The organism is Alphaproteobacteria bacterium (assembly GCA_018063245.1).
Taxonomy (GTDB): Bacteria; Pseudomonadota; Alphaproteobacteria; order JAGPBS01; family JAGPBS01; genus JAGPBS01.
On record JAGPBS010000044.1, the window covers coordinates 1 to 18439 of the forward strand.

Sequence of the window (18439 nt, forward strand, 5' to 3'; positions counted from 1 at the left end):
GCAGGAAATATTGGATATGTTTTATCAGCACTTTAGACCTCTTTCTCTTATAGGTCTGGTGCGGACATATTTGAACAAGGTCCTAGCATTGCCTAAATCAACGGCCTATACACATCTGAGCGAAGCATTTCAAGATGTTCTGGATGATTGTACTGATCCGTGGCAAATTGACACAGACAAGGTCTATGTTGAGCTGACTGATGAGGCTGTGCTGAAAATCCTGATGAAGGTTGGGGTATTGACATCACTCTAAGCTTTTAAAATGGCGTTTGGTATTGAAACTGCTGCGAAATATGGGTGGTGCCGTCACTCAGAGGGCCCAAAGGGCCCGTGGAGTCTCAGCAATATGAGCACAAAGAGATGCTCTAAGTTATTGATTTTAAGAGATTCCACGTCACCCCATTTAGGGGTGACTCTGAATGACGCATCTTAATTTGTTAGCAGAGCTCTATTTCGCAGCAGCCTTAGTATTACTTCCGTCTGCCGAGTTTTTCTTCAACAAGGCGATCGGCTGCAATATTTGTTGGAATATTGTCTTGATCTGCTTTGCGGAAAATAGAGAGCATTGTTTCGTGAATATTGCCAATTTTTGCAAATGCTTTGTCTTTGTCATATTGATGGTTTGGATCGTGGCTATATTCAAAGCTAACGTTGATCACGCCACCAGCATTGATAGCATAGTCTGGTGCGTAAAGAATGCCCTTTTTCTTTAAGATTTCACCATGTTTTGCTTCAGCTAATTGGTTATTGGCAGCGCCAGCAACAATCTGACATTTGAGTTGATCAATGGTTGTGTCGTTGATAATAGCTCCCAATGCGCATGGTGCAAAAAGATCAACATCAGCAGTGAAAATATCATTGCCTTCCACAGCTTTTGCGCCAAATTCTTGAACAGCGCGTGCAACAGCATCATCGTTGATGTCAGAAACAATGAGTTCAACGCCATCTTTATGAAGATACTGACACAGTTTGTAACCTACGCTTCCAAGGCCTTGAACCGCAACCTTTAGGCCTTTTAAGCTATTTTTGCGTAGCTTGTAGTCAACTGATGCAAGAATCCCTTGGTATACACCGAAAACAGTTGCAACAGATGGATCGCCACTTCCGTTTTTGGATTCTCTGAGGCCAACAACGTGACGTGTTTGTTGTGCTATTATATCCATATCGTCGAGATTGGTTCCAACATCCTCTGCTGTGATGTAGCGACCGCTAAGACGTTCAACAGCAACACCCATTGCACGCATGAGTTCAGGCGTTTTGTCCTTTTTAGAATCGCCGATAATAACACCCTTAGCACCACCAAGAGGAAGTCCTGCAAGGCAGCTTTTATATGTCATGCCTCGTGATAGACGTAAAACGTCATGTACAGCTTCTAGAGAGTTTTTATATGGCCACATGCGGCAGCCTCCCAGTCCTGGACCGAGTGTTGAATCGTGAACGGCAATAATAGCTTTTAAACCTGTTTCGCGATCTGATGCGAAAACAACCTGTTCATGAGAATCAAAATCATTGTCACGAAATACTGACATAAAAACCTCCCTATATGGCTTGGTGTTATTTTTCTTAAACAAAGAATACTGAATATTCTGATATGATATCTATAATGAAACTTAAAGATAAAGAAAAGAAAAATCTGCGCTCAAATCTATTTTTTTAAAGATACTTGAATTCTTATGAAGAGGTTGTACCTTTTAAGATATTGAAAATATTATCCTAAGGGGTTCTTTATTTTATTCTTATAACATGCTATAAAGGATCAAATAGAGTGTAGGATTCACATGAGAAAAAAAGTTAAAAAGGCTGTTTTCCCTGTTGCGGGGCTTGGAACAAGATTTTTACCGGCAACAAAATCAATCCCGAAAGAGATGCTTGCTGTTGCGGATAAGCCGCTTATTCAATATGCGGTTGATGAAGCTAGAGAAGCTGGGATTGATGAATTTATCTTTGTCACCAGCAGAGGCAAAAGCGCGATTGAAGATTTCTTTGACTATGACGCTGTTTTATCTGAAAATCTGAAGAGTAAGGGCAAAATGGACTCGCTCGATGTTGTGATGCAAATTACAAAACCGGGTGATCGTTATTTCTATACGCGTCAGCCAGAGGCATTGGGTTTGGGGCATGCTGTATGGTGTGCTCACCAAATTGTTGGGGATGAGCCTTTTGCAGTCCTGTTGCCAGATGATTTGATTCAAGCTGAGCGTGGCTGCCTTGCTCAAATGATGGATGTTTATAATCAACATGGCGGCAATGTTGTAGCCATTCAACAGGTTCCGCGTGAGCAGACAAAATCTTATGGTGTGATTGATCCAAGTCCTGATTACAAAGACGGTCCTTTAATCAAAGTGAAAGGGCTTGTTGAAAAACCTGATCCTAAAGTCGCGCCTTCTAATTTTTCAATCATTGGGCGTTATATTTTGCAGCCTGAGGTCTTTACCTATTTGAGTGAGAAAAAGAGAGGCGCCTCAAATGAAATTCAGTTGACAGATTCAATGATCCCTCTCATTGCTCATCAGCCGTTCCATGGATTTCAATTTGAAGGAACAAGATACGATTGTGGTAGTAAACTAGGGTTTTTATCTGCTAATATATCCTACGGTCTTCATCATCCTGATATTCAGGCTGATTTAAGAGATTTTATGAGCCGGAAACTGAACGCTCTTTAGCGACAACTGAGAAGAGGATTTCAAAATGAAAATAGCTGTGATTGGAACAGGATATGTTGGTCTTGTCTCAGGGACTTGTTTTGCTGAATTTGGCTCTGAAGTTGTTTGCGTTGATAAAGACAAATCAAAGATTGAGGCTCTCAAGAGAAATGAAATTCCAATTTTTGAACCAGGGCTTGATGATCTGGTTGAAAGAAATGTGTCAGCCAATCGTCTATCATTTACAACTGAGATTAAAGAGGCAATAGACGGTGCAGAAGCTGTTTTTATCGCAGTTGGAACCCCAAGTCGTAGGGGCGATGGTCATGCAGATTTGACCTATGTATTTGAGGCAGCTAAAGAAATTGCAGCGCATCTAAAGGAGTACGCTGTTATTGTGATGAAATCAACAGTGCCCGTTGGTACGTGCCGCAAAGTTGAAGAATTAATCCGTGCAGAAAATCCAAAAGCTAAGTTTGATATTTGCTCGAACCCAGAATTTTTAAGAGAAGGGGCTGCGATCAATGATTTTATGCGTCCTGATCGTGTGGTGATTGGTGTGAGGACCATTGAGGCTGAAAATTTAATGAAACGCCTTTACAGGCCGCTTTATCTTCTTGAAACACCGATGGTTGTGACAAAGCCAGAAAGTTCTGAGTTGATTAAGTATGCATCGAATGCCTTCTTGGCAACAAAAATTTCTTTCATCAATGAGATGGCAGATCTTTGTGAAAAAACAGGAGCTGATGTTCAAGATGTGGCTAAGGGCATGGGGCTTGATGGCAGAATTGGGAAGAAGTTTTTACATGCAGGTCCTGGTTTTGGTGGTTCATGTTTTCCGAAAGACTGCAGAGCGCTGAGTAAAATTGGTCATGAGTATGATATTGATCTTAAAATTGTGAGTTCTGTTTTATCCATCAATGAAGAACGAAAAGAAAAGATGGCTCAAAGAATTTGTGAAGTGTCAGGCGGCAATGTGAAGGGCAAAACAATTGCTATTTTGGGCGTCACTTTTAAGCCAAATACTGATGATATGCGTGAAAGTCCGAGCTTAGATATTATTCCTGCGCTTCAAAAAGCAGGAGCTTATATCAGAGCAACTGATCCTGTTGGTATTTCTGAGGCAAAACCTTTGTTCTCGAAAGATGTAGTTTGGTGTGAAGATCCTTATGAAACAGCAAAAGGGGCTGATATCGTTGTGATTTTAACAGAGTGGAATGAGTATCGTTTCTTAGATCTTGATCGATTAAAAGAGGTGATGAATCATCCGTGTCTTGTCGATTTAAGAAATATTTATAAGCCTCATGAAATGGTTGGAAAAGGATTTTTCTACCATTCCATTGGTCGCAATTCTGTTGCGCCAGCGCCTCATGTTGAATTGGTTCGCTCAAGTTAATGATTATTGTTATATAAGGAAAAAATATGTCTGATACGAAGTCTCATTCTTTTCATCCAACTGTTTTGCGTGAATATGATATTCGCGGTCAAGTTGGTAAAACGCTTTCAAATGCGGATGCTTATGCTGTTGGTCGCTCTTTCGGTACCTACTCAAAGCGTAAGGGGGCAAAAGTTGTTTGTCTTGGATATGACGGTCGTTTAAGTTCACCTGACCTTCAGCAGAATGTAGCACGTGGTCTTCAGGATTGTGGCTTGAAAGTGATTAGAGTTGGACTTGGCCCAACGCCGATGCTGTATTTTTCAGTTTTCCATTTAGAGGCGGATGCAGGTTTGATGGTCACAGGATCTCATAATCCATCAGATTATAATGGTTTTAAAATGATGTTTGGCAAAGGGCCTGTTTATGGAGAGGCCATTTTAGAAATTGGAGCTCTGTCAGTCAAAGGTGATTGGGAAACAGGTAAAGGATCAATTGAGGACTTTGACATTAAAGATGTCTATGTTGATAGGTTGGTTCAGGAATTTTCATTCAAGGACACGATGCGTATTGCTTGGGATGCTGGTAATGGAGCAACAGGTGACATTTTAAGGCTTATGACAAAGAAATTACCAGGTGAGCATATTTTACTTTTTGATGAGATTGATGGACGTTTCCCGAATCATCACCCAGATCCAACCATTGCTGAAAATCTCGTTGACTTGATTCGTGTCGTACGTGAGAGAAAATGTGACATGGGCATCGGTTTTGATGGCGATGGCGATCGCATCGGTGCTGTTGATGAACAAGGCAGAATTATTTGGGGAGACCAGCTGATTGCTCTCTACGCACGTGAGGTGCTTGAGAATGTGCCAGGCGGCATCGTAATTGCGGACGTTAAAGCAAGTCAGGTTTTGTTTGATGAGATCAAGCGCTTGGGCGGAACGCCGGTTATGTGGAAAACAGGCCATTCTCTCTTAAAAGCAAAGATGAAAGAAACAGGTGCGCCGCTTGCAGGTGAGATGTCAGGTCATATCTTTTTTGCTGATCGCTATTATGGGTTTGATGATTCTCTTTATTGCGGTCTTCGCTTGATTAATTTGACTGTGAAGTATAATAAGACTTTAGGCCAAATGTTAGATGAATTGCCAAAAGTTGTGAATACGCCTGAAGTTCGCTTTCAAGTGAATGAAGAGCGAAAATTTGCAGCGATTGAAGAAATTGACGCCAGATTAAAGGCAGAAGCTGGTACCAATGTAAATGATCTGGATGGTGTGCGCGTCACAAATGCGGATGGCTGGTGGCTTCTTAGAGCCTCAAACACACAAGATGTGATTGTAGCCCGTGCAGAATCAGCAACGAATGAGGGATTAGAGAGACTGAAATCTCAGATTGCTTATCAGCTCGAGGCCAGTGGTATTGCTGTTCCAAATTTTGATCAGCATCAATGACGCTAAGAATGATCAAAAATAAAAAGAAGGGCTCATGAAAGAGCCCTTCTTTTTTTCTTTTTGGGGACTTGCCCGATATGAAGGCCATCGATGAAGCAGCTGTTGAATTTTAATTCTCTCAGCCATCTTTGCTGAGACAGTGTTAGATCTTGAAAGAAGAAGATGCAAATATCTAAAGCGCATTTATGGTTTTTATAGCAGTCTTGAAAATTATGATTATCTGGACCAGCTGTCCAAACAAAGATGAGCCTTCTGAGGCTTGTGAGGTGAACAATTTCATTGGGTAATTTTGTGAGATATCTGCAATCAGAGATATTTAGATAGGTTAATAATTTTAGTTTGCCAATTTGTGGCGGTAATTCCTTTATAAAGGTATCGGATAGATTTAAGTATCCTAGATTGACACATTTCTCAATTTCAGCAGGCAGTTCAACAATGTTGCTTGTATCAAGATCTAAAAAGGTAATCTGACTTGCTTTTAAAAAAAGTTCTGGGGGCAGTAAGGGGCTATGGGTACTCATAAATTCCCAAATCCCTTTTCGTGATTGAATCTCAAAATCAGGATCATTACCGAGGGCGGCACTTCTCATGGAGACATATGAATTGAGATGCGTTCTTAGCGACACTTTGTCTTCCTGAGGATCCTTAATAGAATTAATTAGACATCCATATGAAATCAGATAACTGCTCCTGAAATGGATGAGTCTTTTTGCAAAGTCCATGTCGTTTTCATCACTTCTTCTGCCAAAAAGAATGTCGATTTCGTCACTCAATATTTTCTCTTCGTATTGCATGAACTCAGCCATGATCTCGCCCTTGAATCTCTCAGCTCTGATGAGAGTGGCTGTTCTTTCTAGAATAGCTTTTTCGTGAGGTGTAAGGTCAGAGCCTGGGGGCGTTTGTGTTTTTGGAGATGGTGAGTTTTCAATTGGTTTGGGGATTCTCTGTAGTCTTTGTGCTTTGTAGGCGATGTATTTATCTGGACAAGATGCATCACAAGTGATTAGTAAAGGTTTGCAATAACTCATTGGTAAAATCCTAAAGATATTAATCTTAAATCGATTTATAGGTTGCATGGGCTTAAATTGCAATACAAATTTATCTTTTGTTTATTGATTGTGTTTTTTGTTGCTAATCTCTTTTCATCTTTTGAAAATAGGGGTATGATGGGGAAAAATAATTTAGGACAAGAGAACTGATGTTAAATTATCCAGATCCATTTAGTATGTTCATCATTATTGCGATTCTGGGCCTATTGCCTTTCGCGGTGATTCTGACAACTTCTTTTCTAAAGCTTGTGATTGTCTTTAATATTTTGCGTAGTGCTTTGGGCGTGCAGCAGGTTCCGCCTACAATTGCTTTGAATGCGCTTGCGATCATTTTAACATTTTACATTATGGCGCCCGTGGGAATGACCTCTTACTACGCCATTAAAGACAGTTCAATCAGTTTTAATAATCCTGAGTCGTTTGTAAAAGCCCTGGAAGTTGGAAAAGAGCCTTTTCGGAATTTTTTGATTAAACACTCAATGGTGAAAGAGCGAGCCTTTTTTGTGCAGACAACAAAAGATCTATGGCCGGCTGATGCAGCAAAAGATGTCACAAATGAAGATTTTCTTGTCTTGATTCCGTCCTTTACAATTACCGAGCTTACAAAGGCCTTTGAGATCGGATTTTTGATTTATCTTCCCTTTATTGCGATTGACTTGATTATCTCGAATATTTTGCTCGCTATGGGGATGATGATGGTGTCGCCTTTGACGATCTCTTTGCCATTTAAGCTCTTTTTGTTTGTGATGATTAACGGCTGGGAAAGGCTCATTCATGGCCTTGTGCTAACCTATCAATGACGATAATGAGTTTAAAAGGGGGACAAGATGAATGAAGCTCAAATTCTAACCTATACAGGCCAAGCTCTATTGCTTGTTTTGCTTTTATCTCTGCCGCCGATTATTGTGGCTTCAGTTGTTGGTACATTTGTGAGCTTGTTACAAGCGCTTACACAGATTCAAGAGCAAACTCTTTCTTTTGCGATTAAGCTTATCTTTGTGATTGTGACAATCTTGCTGACAGCCCCTTGGCTGGGCGGAGAGCTCTATAATTTCACCATTTTGATGTTTGATAGCTTTGGATATCTTGTCTGATGTATAATTTTCTGGGCATTGTTGATCTATACAAAGACTTCGCCTTTGCACTCTCTTTGGTGATTCCTAGAATGCTTGGCATTTTTTTGCTCATTCCCTTCTTAAGTCCTCCAGTTTTACCCAGTTTGATCAGAAATGGGATTGTGATCGGATTTTCGTTGATTGTTGTTCCGATTGTGATGGAAGAGGGAAAGAGCCATTCTTACAGCGATTATTTAACCTGGATTATTATCGGGAAAGAATTTTTTCTTGGCATTGTTGTTGGCTATTTGATAGCTATCTTTTTTTACGCTGTTCAATCAGCTGGGTTTTTTATCGATAACCAAAGGGGTGCATCGATTGCCAGTACAGTCGACCCGCTCTTAGGACAGCAGACATCACCGATTGGGATATTCTTCTCACAGATTGTCGTTGTGTATTTTTTCACCAGCGGTTTGTTTTTAATCTTTTTAGGAGCATTGTACCGAAGTTATATTTTATGGCCTGTTTTTTCATTTTTTCCGGAAATGTCGATGCAGAAAACACTCTTTTTTATGCAGCAAACGGATTATCTCTTCTATCTTGCCTTGATGTTTGCGGGTCCTGCGATTATTGCGATGTTTTTGGCAGAATTGGGCTTGGCTTTGATTAGCCGATTTGCGCCTCAGTTGAATGTGTTCTTTTTGGCGATGCCAGTCAAAAGTGCGGTTGCCTTTTTTATTCTGATTATTTATTTACCTTATCTTTTCTCATATATTAAAGATGGAACCCTTGTGATTAATCATATTTTCGCAATATTGGACGGGGTGTTTAAATGAGTGGAGAAAAAACTGAACAACCCACCCATAAGAAGCTTGACGATGCGAGGAAGAAGGGTCAGGTTCCCAAGAGTAAAGAAATAGTCTCAGCCTCGCTTATTACGGGTATTTTTGTTATTTTATGGGTGATGGCCGATTCTTTTGTTGAGAATTTTTCAAGCATGATGCTTGCGCCATCAAACCATCTTCATGAGGAGTTTCTTGTCACATTGAGCGCAGTCTCAAATGATATTTTCATGACATCTGTACAAATTATTGCCCCCTTCTTGTTGATTGTCTTTATTTTTGGAATTGGTGGAAATTTTGTTCAGATTGGTGCTTTATTCACGGTTGAGCCGATTATTCCAAAACTTGAGAAGCTTGATCCCATGAAGGCGCTTAAAAATATTTTCTCTCTGAAGAATCTTGTAGAATTAGTGAAATCAATTGTGAAAATTGCTGTTCTTTCCATTTTAATCACGTGGGTTGTGATGGGAGGGATTGAAGATTTGCTAAAGGCGCCTTCTTGCGGGGTGACTTGTTTGCTTGCTGTTTTTGCCTCTTTAATGAAAAAGATTATTATTGTGACGATTATCAGTTTTGTGATTATTGCGGTGTTCGATTTGTTTTTTCAGCGTTGGCAGTTTAACAAAGATCAGATGATGACGAAAGACGAAGTCAAAAGAGAATACAAAGAGATGGAAGGCTCCCCCGAGATCAAAAGCAAAAGGAAGCAATTTCATCGTGAGATCATGAATGATTCAAGTGGACCTAAGCCTCAGCAAGCACAAGAATCTTCAGTTCTTGTGACCAACCCAACCCATATTGCTGTGGGGCTTTTTTATGATAAAGAGCGTGCGCCCATTCCTTACGTGAATATTAAAGGCAAAGGTGTCTTTGCTGAAGAAATGATGCGGATAGCACGTGAAAATGACGTGCCGATCATTCAGAATATTGATCTTGCCAGAGCCTTGTTTAAAGATGTTGAGATGAATCAAGTGATTCCTGCTAAATACTTTAAGGCCATCGCTGAAGTTGTTGCTTGGCTTAATCAGATCAAAGCGGATAAAGAGGCTTTTTAAGATCTTCTTAAAACTTCCTTAAGCTTCCAAAGATAGTATTATCATAAATCATTCTGTGTTGAGCGAAGTAAAATGTATAGAGATTTTCTATCTAAGATTTGTGAGGATTTCGGGATTGACGCCCCTGAGTATGTGGCGGGATCTGTGTTTTACATGACCTTTAATGATGATTATTCTGTCGGTTTTTTATTGACGAAGCCAAATCGTTTTTGCTTGATGGCGAGTGTTATGCCGCAAGCTTTGCCTCTTTCTCGCGATCATCTCCAACATGCATTGAAACTCAATCTTGCTATGGTCCATGAACGGCGTGAATGTCTTGCGATTGATCCTTCTGATAATCACTTGATGCTTTATAGGGGCGTGAATGATCATCATATTCAGTATAAAGATTTTAAAAATATGATTGAGGAATTTATTGTTTCTCTCGCTTTTTGGAGGACAAAAATGCAGTCAATGATCTCAACCAAAAAAGAAGGTTCCCTTGCTGTTTAAAATGGACTAAAATAAAAGGATAAAAAATGATAGGTCTCAAACAAATGAAGCCAAATGATTTTACGATTACGATAGAAAACGACATAAAGCAAATTCAAGATGTTGCCGAGCATTTGGAATCTTTTGGAAATGCGAATCATATATCGCCCAAAATTGTTTATCAGCTGAACCTGAGTGTTGATGAAATTTTGACAAATATTATCACTTATGGGTTTTCAGATTCAGCAAGCCACGATATAACAGTTTCTTTGTCTTGTTCAAAGTCAGAAGTAACAATACAAATCATAGATGATGGTCAGCAGTTTGATCCTTTATCGTATACGCCCGAAGGGGTTGAGGATGAGCTAGAAGATCGTCCAATCGGGGGCTTAGGGATTCACTTGGTTAAAACAATGATGGATGAGATACAATATGAGCGGATTAATAACGAAAACAAAACTACCATTATCAAATACATATCTTAGAATTAAAAAAGATTTAGCCAGGAGTTTTTCAATGGATTATCAGCAAGAAGAAAAGAGTGGATATAAAATTTTAAAGTGTCAAGGCAGGCTTGATAGTTCGAGTGCGCCAACCTTTGAAAGTGATTTGACTGGGTTCATTGAAAGTGGTCACCATCAATTAATTCTTGATTTTAGTAGCCTTGATTACATAGCGAGTGCTGGTTTGCGCGTTGTGCTTGCCACAGCGAAGCGTCTAAAAGCAAAAGAAGGCGGAAAATTTGGTCTTTGTGGTTTAAATGAAAATGTAACTGAAGTCTTTGAAGTGTCTGGTTTTACATCGATCTTAAAAATCTTTAAAGATCAAAAAGCGGCCATTGAAAGCCTATAAGCGATTTAGATTTGTTTGGTTGACCAGGAACTCTCAGATACAAGAGTTCCTGGTCTTTTTGTGTTGTTTATTTTAATTGCGAACGTTTCATATAATTTTCAGGCATGAAAATTAGAAAAATTTCAATAATGAGACAAAGTGTGTAATAAATCGCTGTGAGAGCGACTGCATGTTCATGAAAGAAAGCAATGATGATTTCCATGAAAATTGCACCTCCTAGGATAAGCAGTGAGTAGAGTTTGGCTCGTTCAATGCCGATGTTTCTCAATCTTTTCGCTGATAGGACAACAGAAGAATAAAGGATTGCAAATTCGAGTAAGATAATAGGGATGATTGCGATGAATCTGACGACCTCGAGTCCTGGAGAGCTCAGAATGCGCAATACGACAATAAGAAGGATGGCAATCGTGAAAAGAAGAGCCGTATATCCAAAATAGGGCAGGCGTTGCATGGTGCCTGTTTTAAAACCACAAAATAAAGACTGAAACATTGTTTTCTCCTATACGTTTTGTGCATATTGTATGCGACATAAATTTATCTTAAACTTAAAGTGAAGTCAATTCTAAAAGGATTTTTGTCTGCTTATAAAAAAATCTTCCCTCTTGAGGGAATTATCTCTATGATAAGAACAAATAAGGAGATAAATATGTCAGATCGTATTATTAGTGCAACTGACACATCTTTTGAAAAGGATGTGTTGAAGTCAGATAAGCCAGTTTTGGTTGATTTTTGGGCTGAATGGTGCCAGCCGTGCCAACGGATTGCCCCAATTCTAGAAGAATTATCTCAAGAGATGTCTGATACAATCCGGATTGCTAAGGTTAATATTGATCAAAATCCAGAGACGCCGACAAAGTATGGTGTCCGTGGTATTCCAACACTTTTACTGATTAAAAATGGTGAAGTGATTGGAACCAAAGTTGGTTTCGTTCATAAGAGCATGATTTCAGAGTGGATCAATAGCACGCTTTAAGCAGAGTTTTATGCCATGAGTTATTCAATGCCGTAGTCTGTGATTGCGGCATTTGTTTTGGGATTATGGCGTGATGAGATGCCATTGCCCCCTTTGGTCTTGGCACATTTTAGCACCTGGTTGTCCTTGCACAGGTTCACATTTTCGATATTGATTTTGAGATTTTTTGGCTTCAGAGTTTGGTTTGCGCGTATTTTCCTGTGGAGGTGTCGGAATATCAACTTTGATAGGTTGTGTTGATTGAGGGGGTAGGGCAGCACTTTGGAGAGGTGTTGATGGCTTTGAAAGATATAAATAGGCATAGATGACTAAAATTGTAAGAACGATCCCAGCGACAAATTTTTCGGGGTTAATTTTGGAAGTGCTGGTATTGTTGATGATTGGTATCGCTGAATTTTGCTTTTTGCTGTGAGTTGCAGTGTTTTTGTGTTTTGTGAATTTTAGAGGTGAGGCGTTTAGCAGATCTTTTTGTTTTAAAATTTCCTCAGAGGCAATAACAGTGGGGTGCGAATTTAGATTGCTAACACTTGGTAGGTAGTGTTCATCTGCCTCATATAAATCATCACTATTTTTTTTATCTTGGCTTTTGTAGCAATTAATAATAGTGGATTTATTGCTTAGTTCACTGTTTACTAGCGTTTTGTATAGTGTGATTGCAACTGAGATGTCAACTACCCAATTTAATTTCTCAAATTCTTTAAGTTTTAATATCTCTTGTTCAATCGTTAGCTCGCATTCACGTACTTGCCACCTATTAACACAGCAGAGATGATAGAATGCATTTGTATATTCTAATTCATATGCGCTGTCTTTTTCTTTTTTGTCTTGCAATATATGAATGTGTGTAGCCGTATGACATTGTTTACAAAGTAGAATAAATTCTATAAGTCGCTGAATCCCTTTTTGTTGCGTGTAGTCTGGTTCAAAATCCCAATGTTCATGACACTCGAGGTCTATATCCTCCCCTTTATCATTCTGATTCCTCTGTCCGCAGATAGAACATCTGTTCCCTTTTCGCAAAATGAGTTGCTTACGCAGAGTATTCCACTCATCTGTATTCCAGACACTCCTTACATTATGTCCTGAAGTTGCCATAGGAAAGAAATTTAAACGAACAAAAGGGGGTTCAGATGAATGCTTATACATCTCAGGCAGCCACTCATTGAATTTTTTGCGTACCAGGGGGCTGTCAATATACCAACCTTCATTATCCGGGTCCCATCGCGCTCCTAATTTTTTGACTTTATCCTTTTCACTAAAAGGGACAAGGAGGTAGATTCTGTTCGGATAATTTGTTTCTTTTTCCATCGAGAGAAAGGTTGTCCTGTTTGGTGAGGCGCATGGCTTGGAGCCTAAGTGCCAATTGTTAGTGCGGAATGACCCAGGTTGCCTCTTTGCCGCGGCCAGCTTTTTTGACATGCATCACAATGCGCTGATTTGGATAGAGATTATGGACTTCACAGAGTCTGAGAACAGCTTTGTGAAGGAAGATATCTTCAGAGCCATCAGTTGGAACAGCAAAACCGAAGCCTTTGTTTGGTTTGAACCATTTGACAGTTCCCTCAACCTTTTGCTCATCATCTGCTAAAGCAGGAGGAGTTGGATAAGCTGGTTTGATTTCTTGTGTGATTTTGATGATTTTTGAGACTTGGATACCGCGATCACCAGGAATTACTTCGCAAAGCATCTCTGTACCTTCTGTTAAATCATGAAGACCCGCTCTATTTAAAGTCGAAATATGGAGGAATGCATCTGTGTTTTTATCGACTGCTGTCACAAAACCAAAACCTTTGAAGCTGTTAAACCATTTGACAACTGCGATTATTTCATTTCCTTCATTTGAAGAACTAAAATTTTCACCAGACATTATATATCCTCTATTTATTATTATTAGGATGAATTCTCATCGACCTTTATTTTAATGTACTAAGGTTAAGTAAACATTGAAATTGCTTCTATGACAAGAAAAATCAATGTTTCATATCGAAAAATCCTCTAGAAAGGAAGGGTTGTTATCATTATGTAACTATCAATTTTTGTAAGGGGCTCTTTTTGCTTACTTTACGGTTTTGCGCACTTATTTTATATAGGCTTGTGAGAGTCTCCTTTTTTAATCTGCTATTTAATTTGACGTGCAAATTTCATGCTAGTTCGATTAGCTACAAATGAGAATGATATATCGTCTAGGAAATTTGAGGGATGGGCGCCATTTATAAAATGGCGCGAGAGACGGGACTCGAACCCGCGACCACTGGCGTGACAGGCCAGTGCTCTAACCAACTGAGCTACTCCCGCATATCCAATTTTATGCGTATCTCTCCAGGTCTGAAGAGATGATCTTAATGGTGGGCGGTGACGGGATCGAACCGCCGACATTCACGGTGTAAACGTGACGCTCTCCCAGCTGAGCTAACCGCCCGTTATTAAGATATGATATTTATAATCTAAAAAAACGAGAAAGAAAAGGGAAAAAATAAAAAAACCGGAAAAAATCCGGTTTTTTTATGAAACAAAATTCTCTTACGAGGATTTTGTTAAGCAGATCTACGAGCTGAAGAAGATGAAGAACTTCTAGCTGAAGCTTTAATGCCGTTGATAGCTTCTTTCAAACCTTTACCAGGTCTGAATTTAGGCTGTTTTGACGCAGGAATGCGAATTTTTTCGCCTGTGCGTGGGTTACGGCCGTCTGTTGCTTTACGGTTTACAACTACAAAGCTACCAAAACCAACCAAGCGAATTTCTTTGCCTGATTTTAATGCGCCTGTGATGCTAGCGATGACTGCGTCGATCGCACGTGTTGCAACTGCTTTTGTTACGTCTGCTTTTTTTGCTACTGAAGCAATGAGTTCGTTCTTATTCAAGGTACAATCCCCCATGTTAGTTTAGGTTTAGTTATCATAATGCATGAAGACAGAAGAGTGATCTTTTATTTTCATGCGCCCACTTTTTAATCGTGTGTCTTAAGCCTAACCTTAAAACACCTAATTAATTGTAAACAAGGTTTTCTAATTTCCTCAATGACTAATTGCGCTCTTTTTCCCGGTTTTGCTTGATTTGGGTGAAACCTTCGGTATCTGGATACCTGATTTTATCTCAATTGGTTGCAGCGGATGTAAAAGAGCATGTTTTAAAACTTCATCTGCTGTTGAAACAGGTATGATTTTCAGGCCTTTTTTAACGTTTTCAGGGATCTCTTCGAGGTCTTTTTCATTGTCTTTTGGGATCAAAACAATCTTAATTCCTCCTCTAAGGGCTGCTAATAATTTTTCTTTTAGCCCTCCGATTGGAAGAACGCGTCCACGTAAAGTGATCTCACCTGTCATTGCGACATCTTTATGGACAGGATTTTGTGTAAGAACAGATACAATAGATGTAAGCATTGCAACGCCGGCCGATGGTCCATCTTTAGGTGTTGCCCCTTCAGGCACATGCACGTGAATATCTCTCATATCGAATAGAGAAGCATCAATACCAAAAGTTTCTGAGCGTGATTTCACATAATTTTCTGCAGCTTGTACAGATTCTTTCATGACATCGCCCAATTTACCAGTTGTCGTGACTCTTCCTTTGCCCGGAATGGTAACGGCCTCAATTAAAAGAAGTTCACCGCCTACTTCAGTCCATGCAAGGCCTGTTGTGATACCGATTAGATCTTCCGTTTCTGCTTGACCATATTGATATTGTTGAACGCCAGCATATTTGCTTAGATTTTTAGAATCGATTTTGATCGATTTTTCTTTCTTGAGCATAATTTGCTTAATTGTTTTACGGGCAAGATTTGCAACTTCTCTTTCAAGACTTCTGACGCCAGCCTCTCTTGTATAGTAGCGAATCAAATCGCGGTAAGCATCATCTGTAATTTGGAATTCGCCTTTTTTGAGTCCGTGCTCTTCCATTGCTTTTGAGAAGAGGTGTCTTTTGCAAATTTCCACTTTTTCATCTTCTGTATAGCCTGGGATACGGATGATCTCCATTCTATCTAAAAGAGGTTGTGGCATTTTAAGTGTATTGGCTGTACAAACAAACATCACATTTGATAGGTCATAATCAACTTCAAGATAGTGATCATTAAAATGTGAGTTTTGTTCTGGATCTAAAACTTCTAAAAGAGCTGAGGTTGGATCTCCCCTCCAATCGCTTGCGAGCTTGTCAATCTCATCAAAAAGGAAAAGCGGATTTGATGTTTTTGCTTTTTTCATTCCTTGAATCACTTTACCGGGCATCGCACCTATATATGTACGTCTATGTCCTCTGATTTCAGCTTCGTCTCTCACGCCGCCTAATGACACGCGGACAAAGTTACGACCCGTTGCCTTTGCAATTGATTTCCCAAGAGAAGTTTTACCAACGCCAGGAGGTCCAACCAAACAAAGGATAGGGCCGCGTAATTTGTTGGTTCTCTGTTGAACAGCAAGATATTCTGTGATGCGTTCTTTGACCTTTTCAAGACCATAGTGATCATCATCAAGGATTGCTTGTGCTTTCACAAGATCTTTCAAGATTTTAGAATTTTTCTCCCATGGAATATTGACAAGCCAGTCCAGATAGTTGCGCACAACAGTGGCTTCAGCTGACATAGGGCCCATTGTTTTAAGCTTTTTGAGTTCAGCTTTTGCTTTTTCTTTTGCTTCTTTTGAGAGCTTTGTGTGGTTGATGCGGTCTTCAAGTTCTGTGACTTCATCTTTTCCATCTTCACCATCGCCCAGCTCTTTTTGAATAGCCCGCATCTGTTCATTTAAGTAATATTCGCGCTGTGTTTTTTCCATTTGGCGTTTCACGCGATTGCGAATGCGTCTTTCAACTTGCAGAACGCCAATTTCTTCTTCCATCAATTCATAAGCGCGTTCGAGTCTTTTTTCAACAGATGGTGTTTCCAGCAATTTTTGCTTTTCTTGGTTTTTGATAGAAAGGTGAGAGACAATTGTATCTGCAAGACGTGCAGGATCTTCAATTTGTGAAATTGAGACAAGCACTTCTGGTGGAATACGGCGGTTGAGTTTTAAGTATTGCTCGAATTGTGACACCACAGAGCGTGCAAGAGCAAAGAGCTCAGGTGATTCTTCGCTTTCTTCTGGAAGATGCTCCGTTGCGGCCTCAAAGAATTTTCCATTATCAGTGATTTCTTTAATAGAGGCTCTTGATTTACCTTCAACGAGTACTTTAACAGTTCCGTCTGGTAATTTGAGCAATTGTAAAATTGAGCTGATGGTTCCTACTTTATAGAGGTTTTTAATATTTGGATCGTCTTCTGTTGCATCTTTTTGTGTGACAAGTAAAAGGCTTTTATCCTCTTCCATTGCATTTTCGAGCGCTTTAACTGATTTATCACGTCCAACGAAGAGTGGAACGATCATGCTTGGGAAGACAACAATATCTCTGAGTGGTAGGATCGGAAATATATTTTTTTCTTTATCTTTCGTATTTGACATTGAATAATCCTTTTCTTGAATGCTTAAGACGGTGTAGAAAGTTGGCATTTTAAGAGGTGTAATGCCGAACATGTATTCATTTTTAATGAGTATCATAAAGAACTATCATTAATATGAAAATGAAAACCTGTCATCTATCGTAAAATAACAGCCTTAAAAAACTTTTACTTTTACAAATAGGGTAGAAAAGATTTTTTTCAAGAGGGGGTGTTGTTGTTTCTTTTAGGGAAGTGATATGCTTTATTATGTATAAGTTCAAATAGATGTGAGACAATGTATGAATGTATATCTTGACTTTTCATTTACTAAATGATAAAATACCTTCAATAACATTCTAAAAATCAATTTATTATTATATAAGGAACTTATTATGTCACTCATTTTGCCAGCAAGCCCTCAAATTCACAGCCCATCTGAAGATGAACCGCGAGTTGTAAAAGCTCATGTTTATTTAAATACCAACACTGCAGTTTTCAACGATCAAATAGGAACTATTGATGTCTGCTTTGAAAATGGAAAACTCACAACAGACAAAAAAATCTTTGAGCGCCATGTTTTAGTTGTTGAAGATTTATCCCAGATCCCAGATGGACCTATGCGTTCTTTTTTTGAAGCTATGTCTTTGATCGTTCAGCCGGGGGGATCACCTCAAAATACAGCTCCACAGAACGCACAAGCCCCCAAGTCTCCTCATTTTCGAAGCTTAAAGATCTTAAATGGGCTAGTTTCAAAACAGCTTCTTGAAAAATCATATTTACCCATCTTCCGTACCTTGATTGGACAATTGTACAAACTCAGCAATCAATCTCAAGCAGCTGTTCAGTCTGCTACATTAGCTGCAAATCAAGGATATGCACCAGCGCAGGATAATCTTGGCACAATGTATTACCGCGGTGAAGGCAATCTTCCCCAACACCTTATTAAAGCTGCTCGCCTATATAAATTAGCGGCAGATCAAGGATACGCACCAGCGCAGAATAATCTTGGCATGATGTATTACGACGGTGAAGGCAATCTTCCCAAAGACCCTATTGAGGCTGTTCGCCTATATAAATTAGCGGCAGATCAAGGAGACGCACCAGCGCAGGGTAATCTTGGCAGAATGTATTACGACGGTGAAGGCAATCTTCCCAAAGACCCTATTGAGGCTGTTCGCCTATATAAATTAGCGGCAGATCAAGGATACGCACCAGCGCAATTCAATCTTGGCATGATGTATTACGACGGTGAAGGCAATCTTCCCAA

Annotated in this window: 20 protein-coding genes and 2 tRNA genes; 13 read left to right on the forward strand and 9 right to left on the reverse strand. The window is 39.6% G+C overall.

Going from position 1 to position 18439, the window contains the following annotated elements:
* A partial coding sequence (locus tag KBF71_06890; GenBank protein ID MBP9878038.1) for a hypothetical protein occupies positions 1-253 on the forward strand: 253 nt, incomplete at its 5' end.
* 217 nt (positions 254-470) lie between these two features.
* Here KBF71_06890 and KBF71_06895 read toward each other — a convergent pair.
* Positions 471-1529 carry a Glu/Leu/Phe/Val dehydrogenase gene (locus tag KBF71_06895; GenBank protein MBP9878039.1) on the reverse strand — a complete coding sequence of 353 codons (1059 nt, stop codon included), beginning with the start codon at positions 1527-1529 and terminating at the stop codon, positions 471-473.
* Between the two features lie 249 nt (positions 1530-1778).
* Between KBF71_06895 and galU the strand changes: the two genes are divergently transcribed.
* Genes galU through KBF71_06910 form a run of 3 tightly spaced genes read left to right on the forward strand, consistent with a single transcriptional unit; the run spans position 1779 to position 5468 of the window.
* Complete coding sequence (gene galU, locus KBF71_06900) at positions 1779-2663, forward strand: UTP--glucose-1-phosphate uridylyltransferase GalU (protein MBP9878040.1); 885 nt, start codon at positions 1779-1781, stop codon at positions 2661-2663.
* 25 nt (positions 2664-2688) lie between these two features.
* Positions 2689-4038, forward strand: coding sequence for a UDP-glucose/GDP-mannose dehydrogenase family protein (locus KBF71_06905; GenBank protein MBP9878041.1), 1350 nt, complete (start codon positions 2689-2691; stop codon positions 4036-4038).
* A gap of 26 nt (positions 4039-4064) precedes the next feature.
* The gene (locus tag KBF71_06910) at positions 4065-5468 is read left to right on the forward strand and encodes a phosphomannomutase/phosphoglucomutase (GenBank protein MBP9878042.1); all 1404 of its coding nucleotides are present in this window, start codon (positions 4065-4067) and stop codon (positions 5466-5468) included.
* 32 nt (positions 5469-5500) lie between these two features.
* On the opposite strand, the gene KBF71_06915 is transcribed toward KBF71_06910, so the two are convergent.
* On the reverse strand, positions 5501-6496 hold the full coding sequence (locus tag KBF71_06915) for a leucine-rich repeat domain-containing protein (GenBank protein ID MBP9878043.1): 996 nt from the start codon (positions 6494-6496) through the stop codon (positions 5501-5503).
* 170 nt (positions 6497-6666) lie between these two features.
* On the opposite strand from KBF71_06915, the gene sctR reads away from it, so the two are divergent.
* The 7 genes from sctR to KBF71_06950 all read left to right on the forward strand — a co-directional run bounded on the left by sctR (position 6667) and on the right by KBF71_06950 (position 10792).
* Positions 6667-7317, forward strand: coding sequence for a type III secretion system export apparatus subunit SctR (gene sctR / locus KBF71_06920; protein ID MBP9878044.1), 651 nt, complete (start codon positions 6667-6669; stop codon positions 7315-7317).
* A gap of 27 nt (positions 7318-7344) precedes the next feature.
* Positions 7345-7611, forward strand: coding sequence for a type III secretion system export apparatus subunit SctS (gene sctS / locus KBF71_06925; GenBank protein ID MBP9878045.1), 267 nt, complete (start codon positions 7345-7347; stop codon positions 7609-7611).
* Entirely contained in the window at positions 7611-8408 is a 798-nt protein-coding gene (gene sctT / locus KBF71_06930; protein ID MBP9878046.1) for a type III secretion system export apparatus subunit SctT, read from the forward strand. Before sctS ends, sctT begins: the two co-directional genes overlap by 1 nt.
* The gene (gene sctU / locus KBF71_06935) at positions 8405-9469 is read left to right on the forward strand and encodes a type III secretion system export apparatus subunit SctU (protein ID MBP9878047.1); all 1065 of its coding nucleotides are present in this window, start codon (positions 8405-8407) and stop codon (positions 9467-9469) included. Before sctT ends, sctU begins: the two co-directional genes overlap by 4 nt.
* Positions 9470-9541: 72 nt before the next feature.
* The gene (locus KBF71_06940; GenBank protein ID MBP9878048.1) at positions 9542-9961 is read left to right on the forward strand and encodes a type III secretion system chaperone; all 420 of its coding nucleotides are present in this window, start codon (positions 9542-9544) and stop codon (positions 9959-9961) included.
* 26 nt (positions 9962-9987) lie between these two features.
* Positions 9988-10425, forward strand: coding sequence for an ATP-binding protein (locus KBF71_06945; GenBank protein MBP9878049.1), 438 nt, complete (start codon positions 9988-9990; stop codon positions 10423-10425).
* 31 nt (positions 10426-10456) lie between these two features.
* Entirely contained in the window at positions 10457-10792 is a 336-nt protein-coding gene (locus KBF71_06950; GenBank protein MBP9878050.1) for an STAS domain-containing protein, read from the forward strand.
* Positions 10793-10859: 67 nt separating this feature from the next.
* Here KBF71_06950 and KBF71_06955 read toward each other — a convergent pair whose 3' ends face one another.
* A complete protein-coding gene (locus KBF71_06955) occupies positions 10860-11282 on the reverse strand; it encodes a hypothetical protein (GenBank protein ID MBP9878051.1) in 423 nt (140 codons plus the stop codon).
* Positions 11283-11438: 156 nt separating this feature from the next.
* Here KBF71_06955 and trxA point away from each other — a divergent pair, with 156 nt between their 5' ends.
* Positions 11439-11765: a thioredoxin TrxA gene (gene trxA, locus KBF71_06960; GenBank protein ID MBP9878052.1), complete on the forward strand. Its 327-nt coding sequence runs from the start codon at positions 11439-11441 to the stop codon at positions 11763-11765.
* A 63-nt stretch (positions 11766-11828) separates the two neighbouring features.
* Here trxA and KBF71_06965 read toward each other — a convergent pair whose 3' ends face one another.
* The 6 genes from KBF71_06965 to lon form a co-directional block, all read right to left on the reverse strand.
* The gene (locus KBF71_06965) at positions 11829-13073 is read right to left on the reverse strand and encodes a hypothetical protein (GenBank protein ID MBP9878053.1); all 1245 of its coding nucleotides are present in this window, start codon (positions 13071-13073) and stop codon (positions 11829-11831) included.
* A gap of 58 nt (positions 13074-13131) precedes the next feature.
* The gene (locus tag KBF71_06970; protein MBP9878054.1) at positions 13132-13632 is read right to left on the reverse strand and encodes a cold shock domain-containing protein; all 501 of its coding nucleotides are present in this window, start codon (positions 13630-13632) and stop codon (positions 13132-13134) included.
* Between the two features lie 351 nt (positions 13633-13983).
* Positions 13984-14060: transfer RNA gene (locus KBF71_06975), tRNA-Asp, on the reverse strand.
* 48 nt (positions 14061-14108) lie between these two features.
* Positions 14109-14184: transfer RNA gene (locus KBF71_06980), tRNA-Val, on the reverse strand.
* A 115-nt stretch (positions 14185-14299) separates the two neighbouring features.
* The gene (locus KBF71_06985; protein MBP9878055.1) at positions 14300-14626 is read right to left on the reverse strand and encodes an HU family DNA-binding protein; all 327 of its coding nucleotides are present in this window, start codon (positions 14624-14626) and stop codon (positions 14300-14302) included.
* Positions 14627-14779: 153 nt separating this feature from the next.
* Positions 14780-17194, reverse strand: coding sequence for an endopeptidase La (gene lon, locus KBF71_06990; GenBank protein ID MBP9878056.1), 2415 nt, complete (start codon positions 17192-17194; stop codon positions 14780-14782).
* A gap of 595 nt (positions 17195-17789) precedes the next feature.
* On the opposite strand from lon, the gene KBF71_06995 reads away from it, so the two are divergent.
* A partial coding sequence (locus KBF71_06995; GenBank protein ID MBP9878057.1) for a sel1 repeat family protein occupies positions 17790-18439 on the forward strand: 650 nt, incomplete at its 3' end.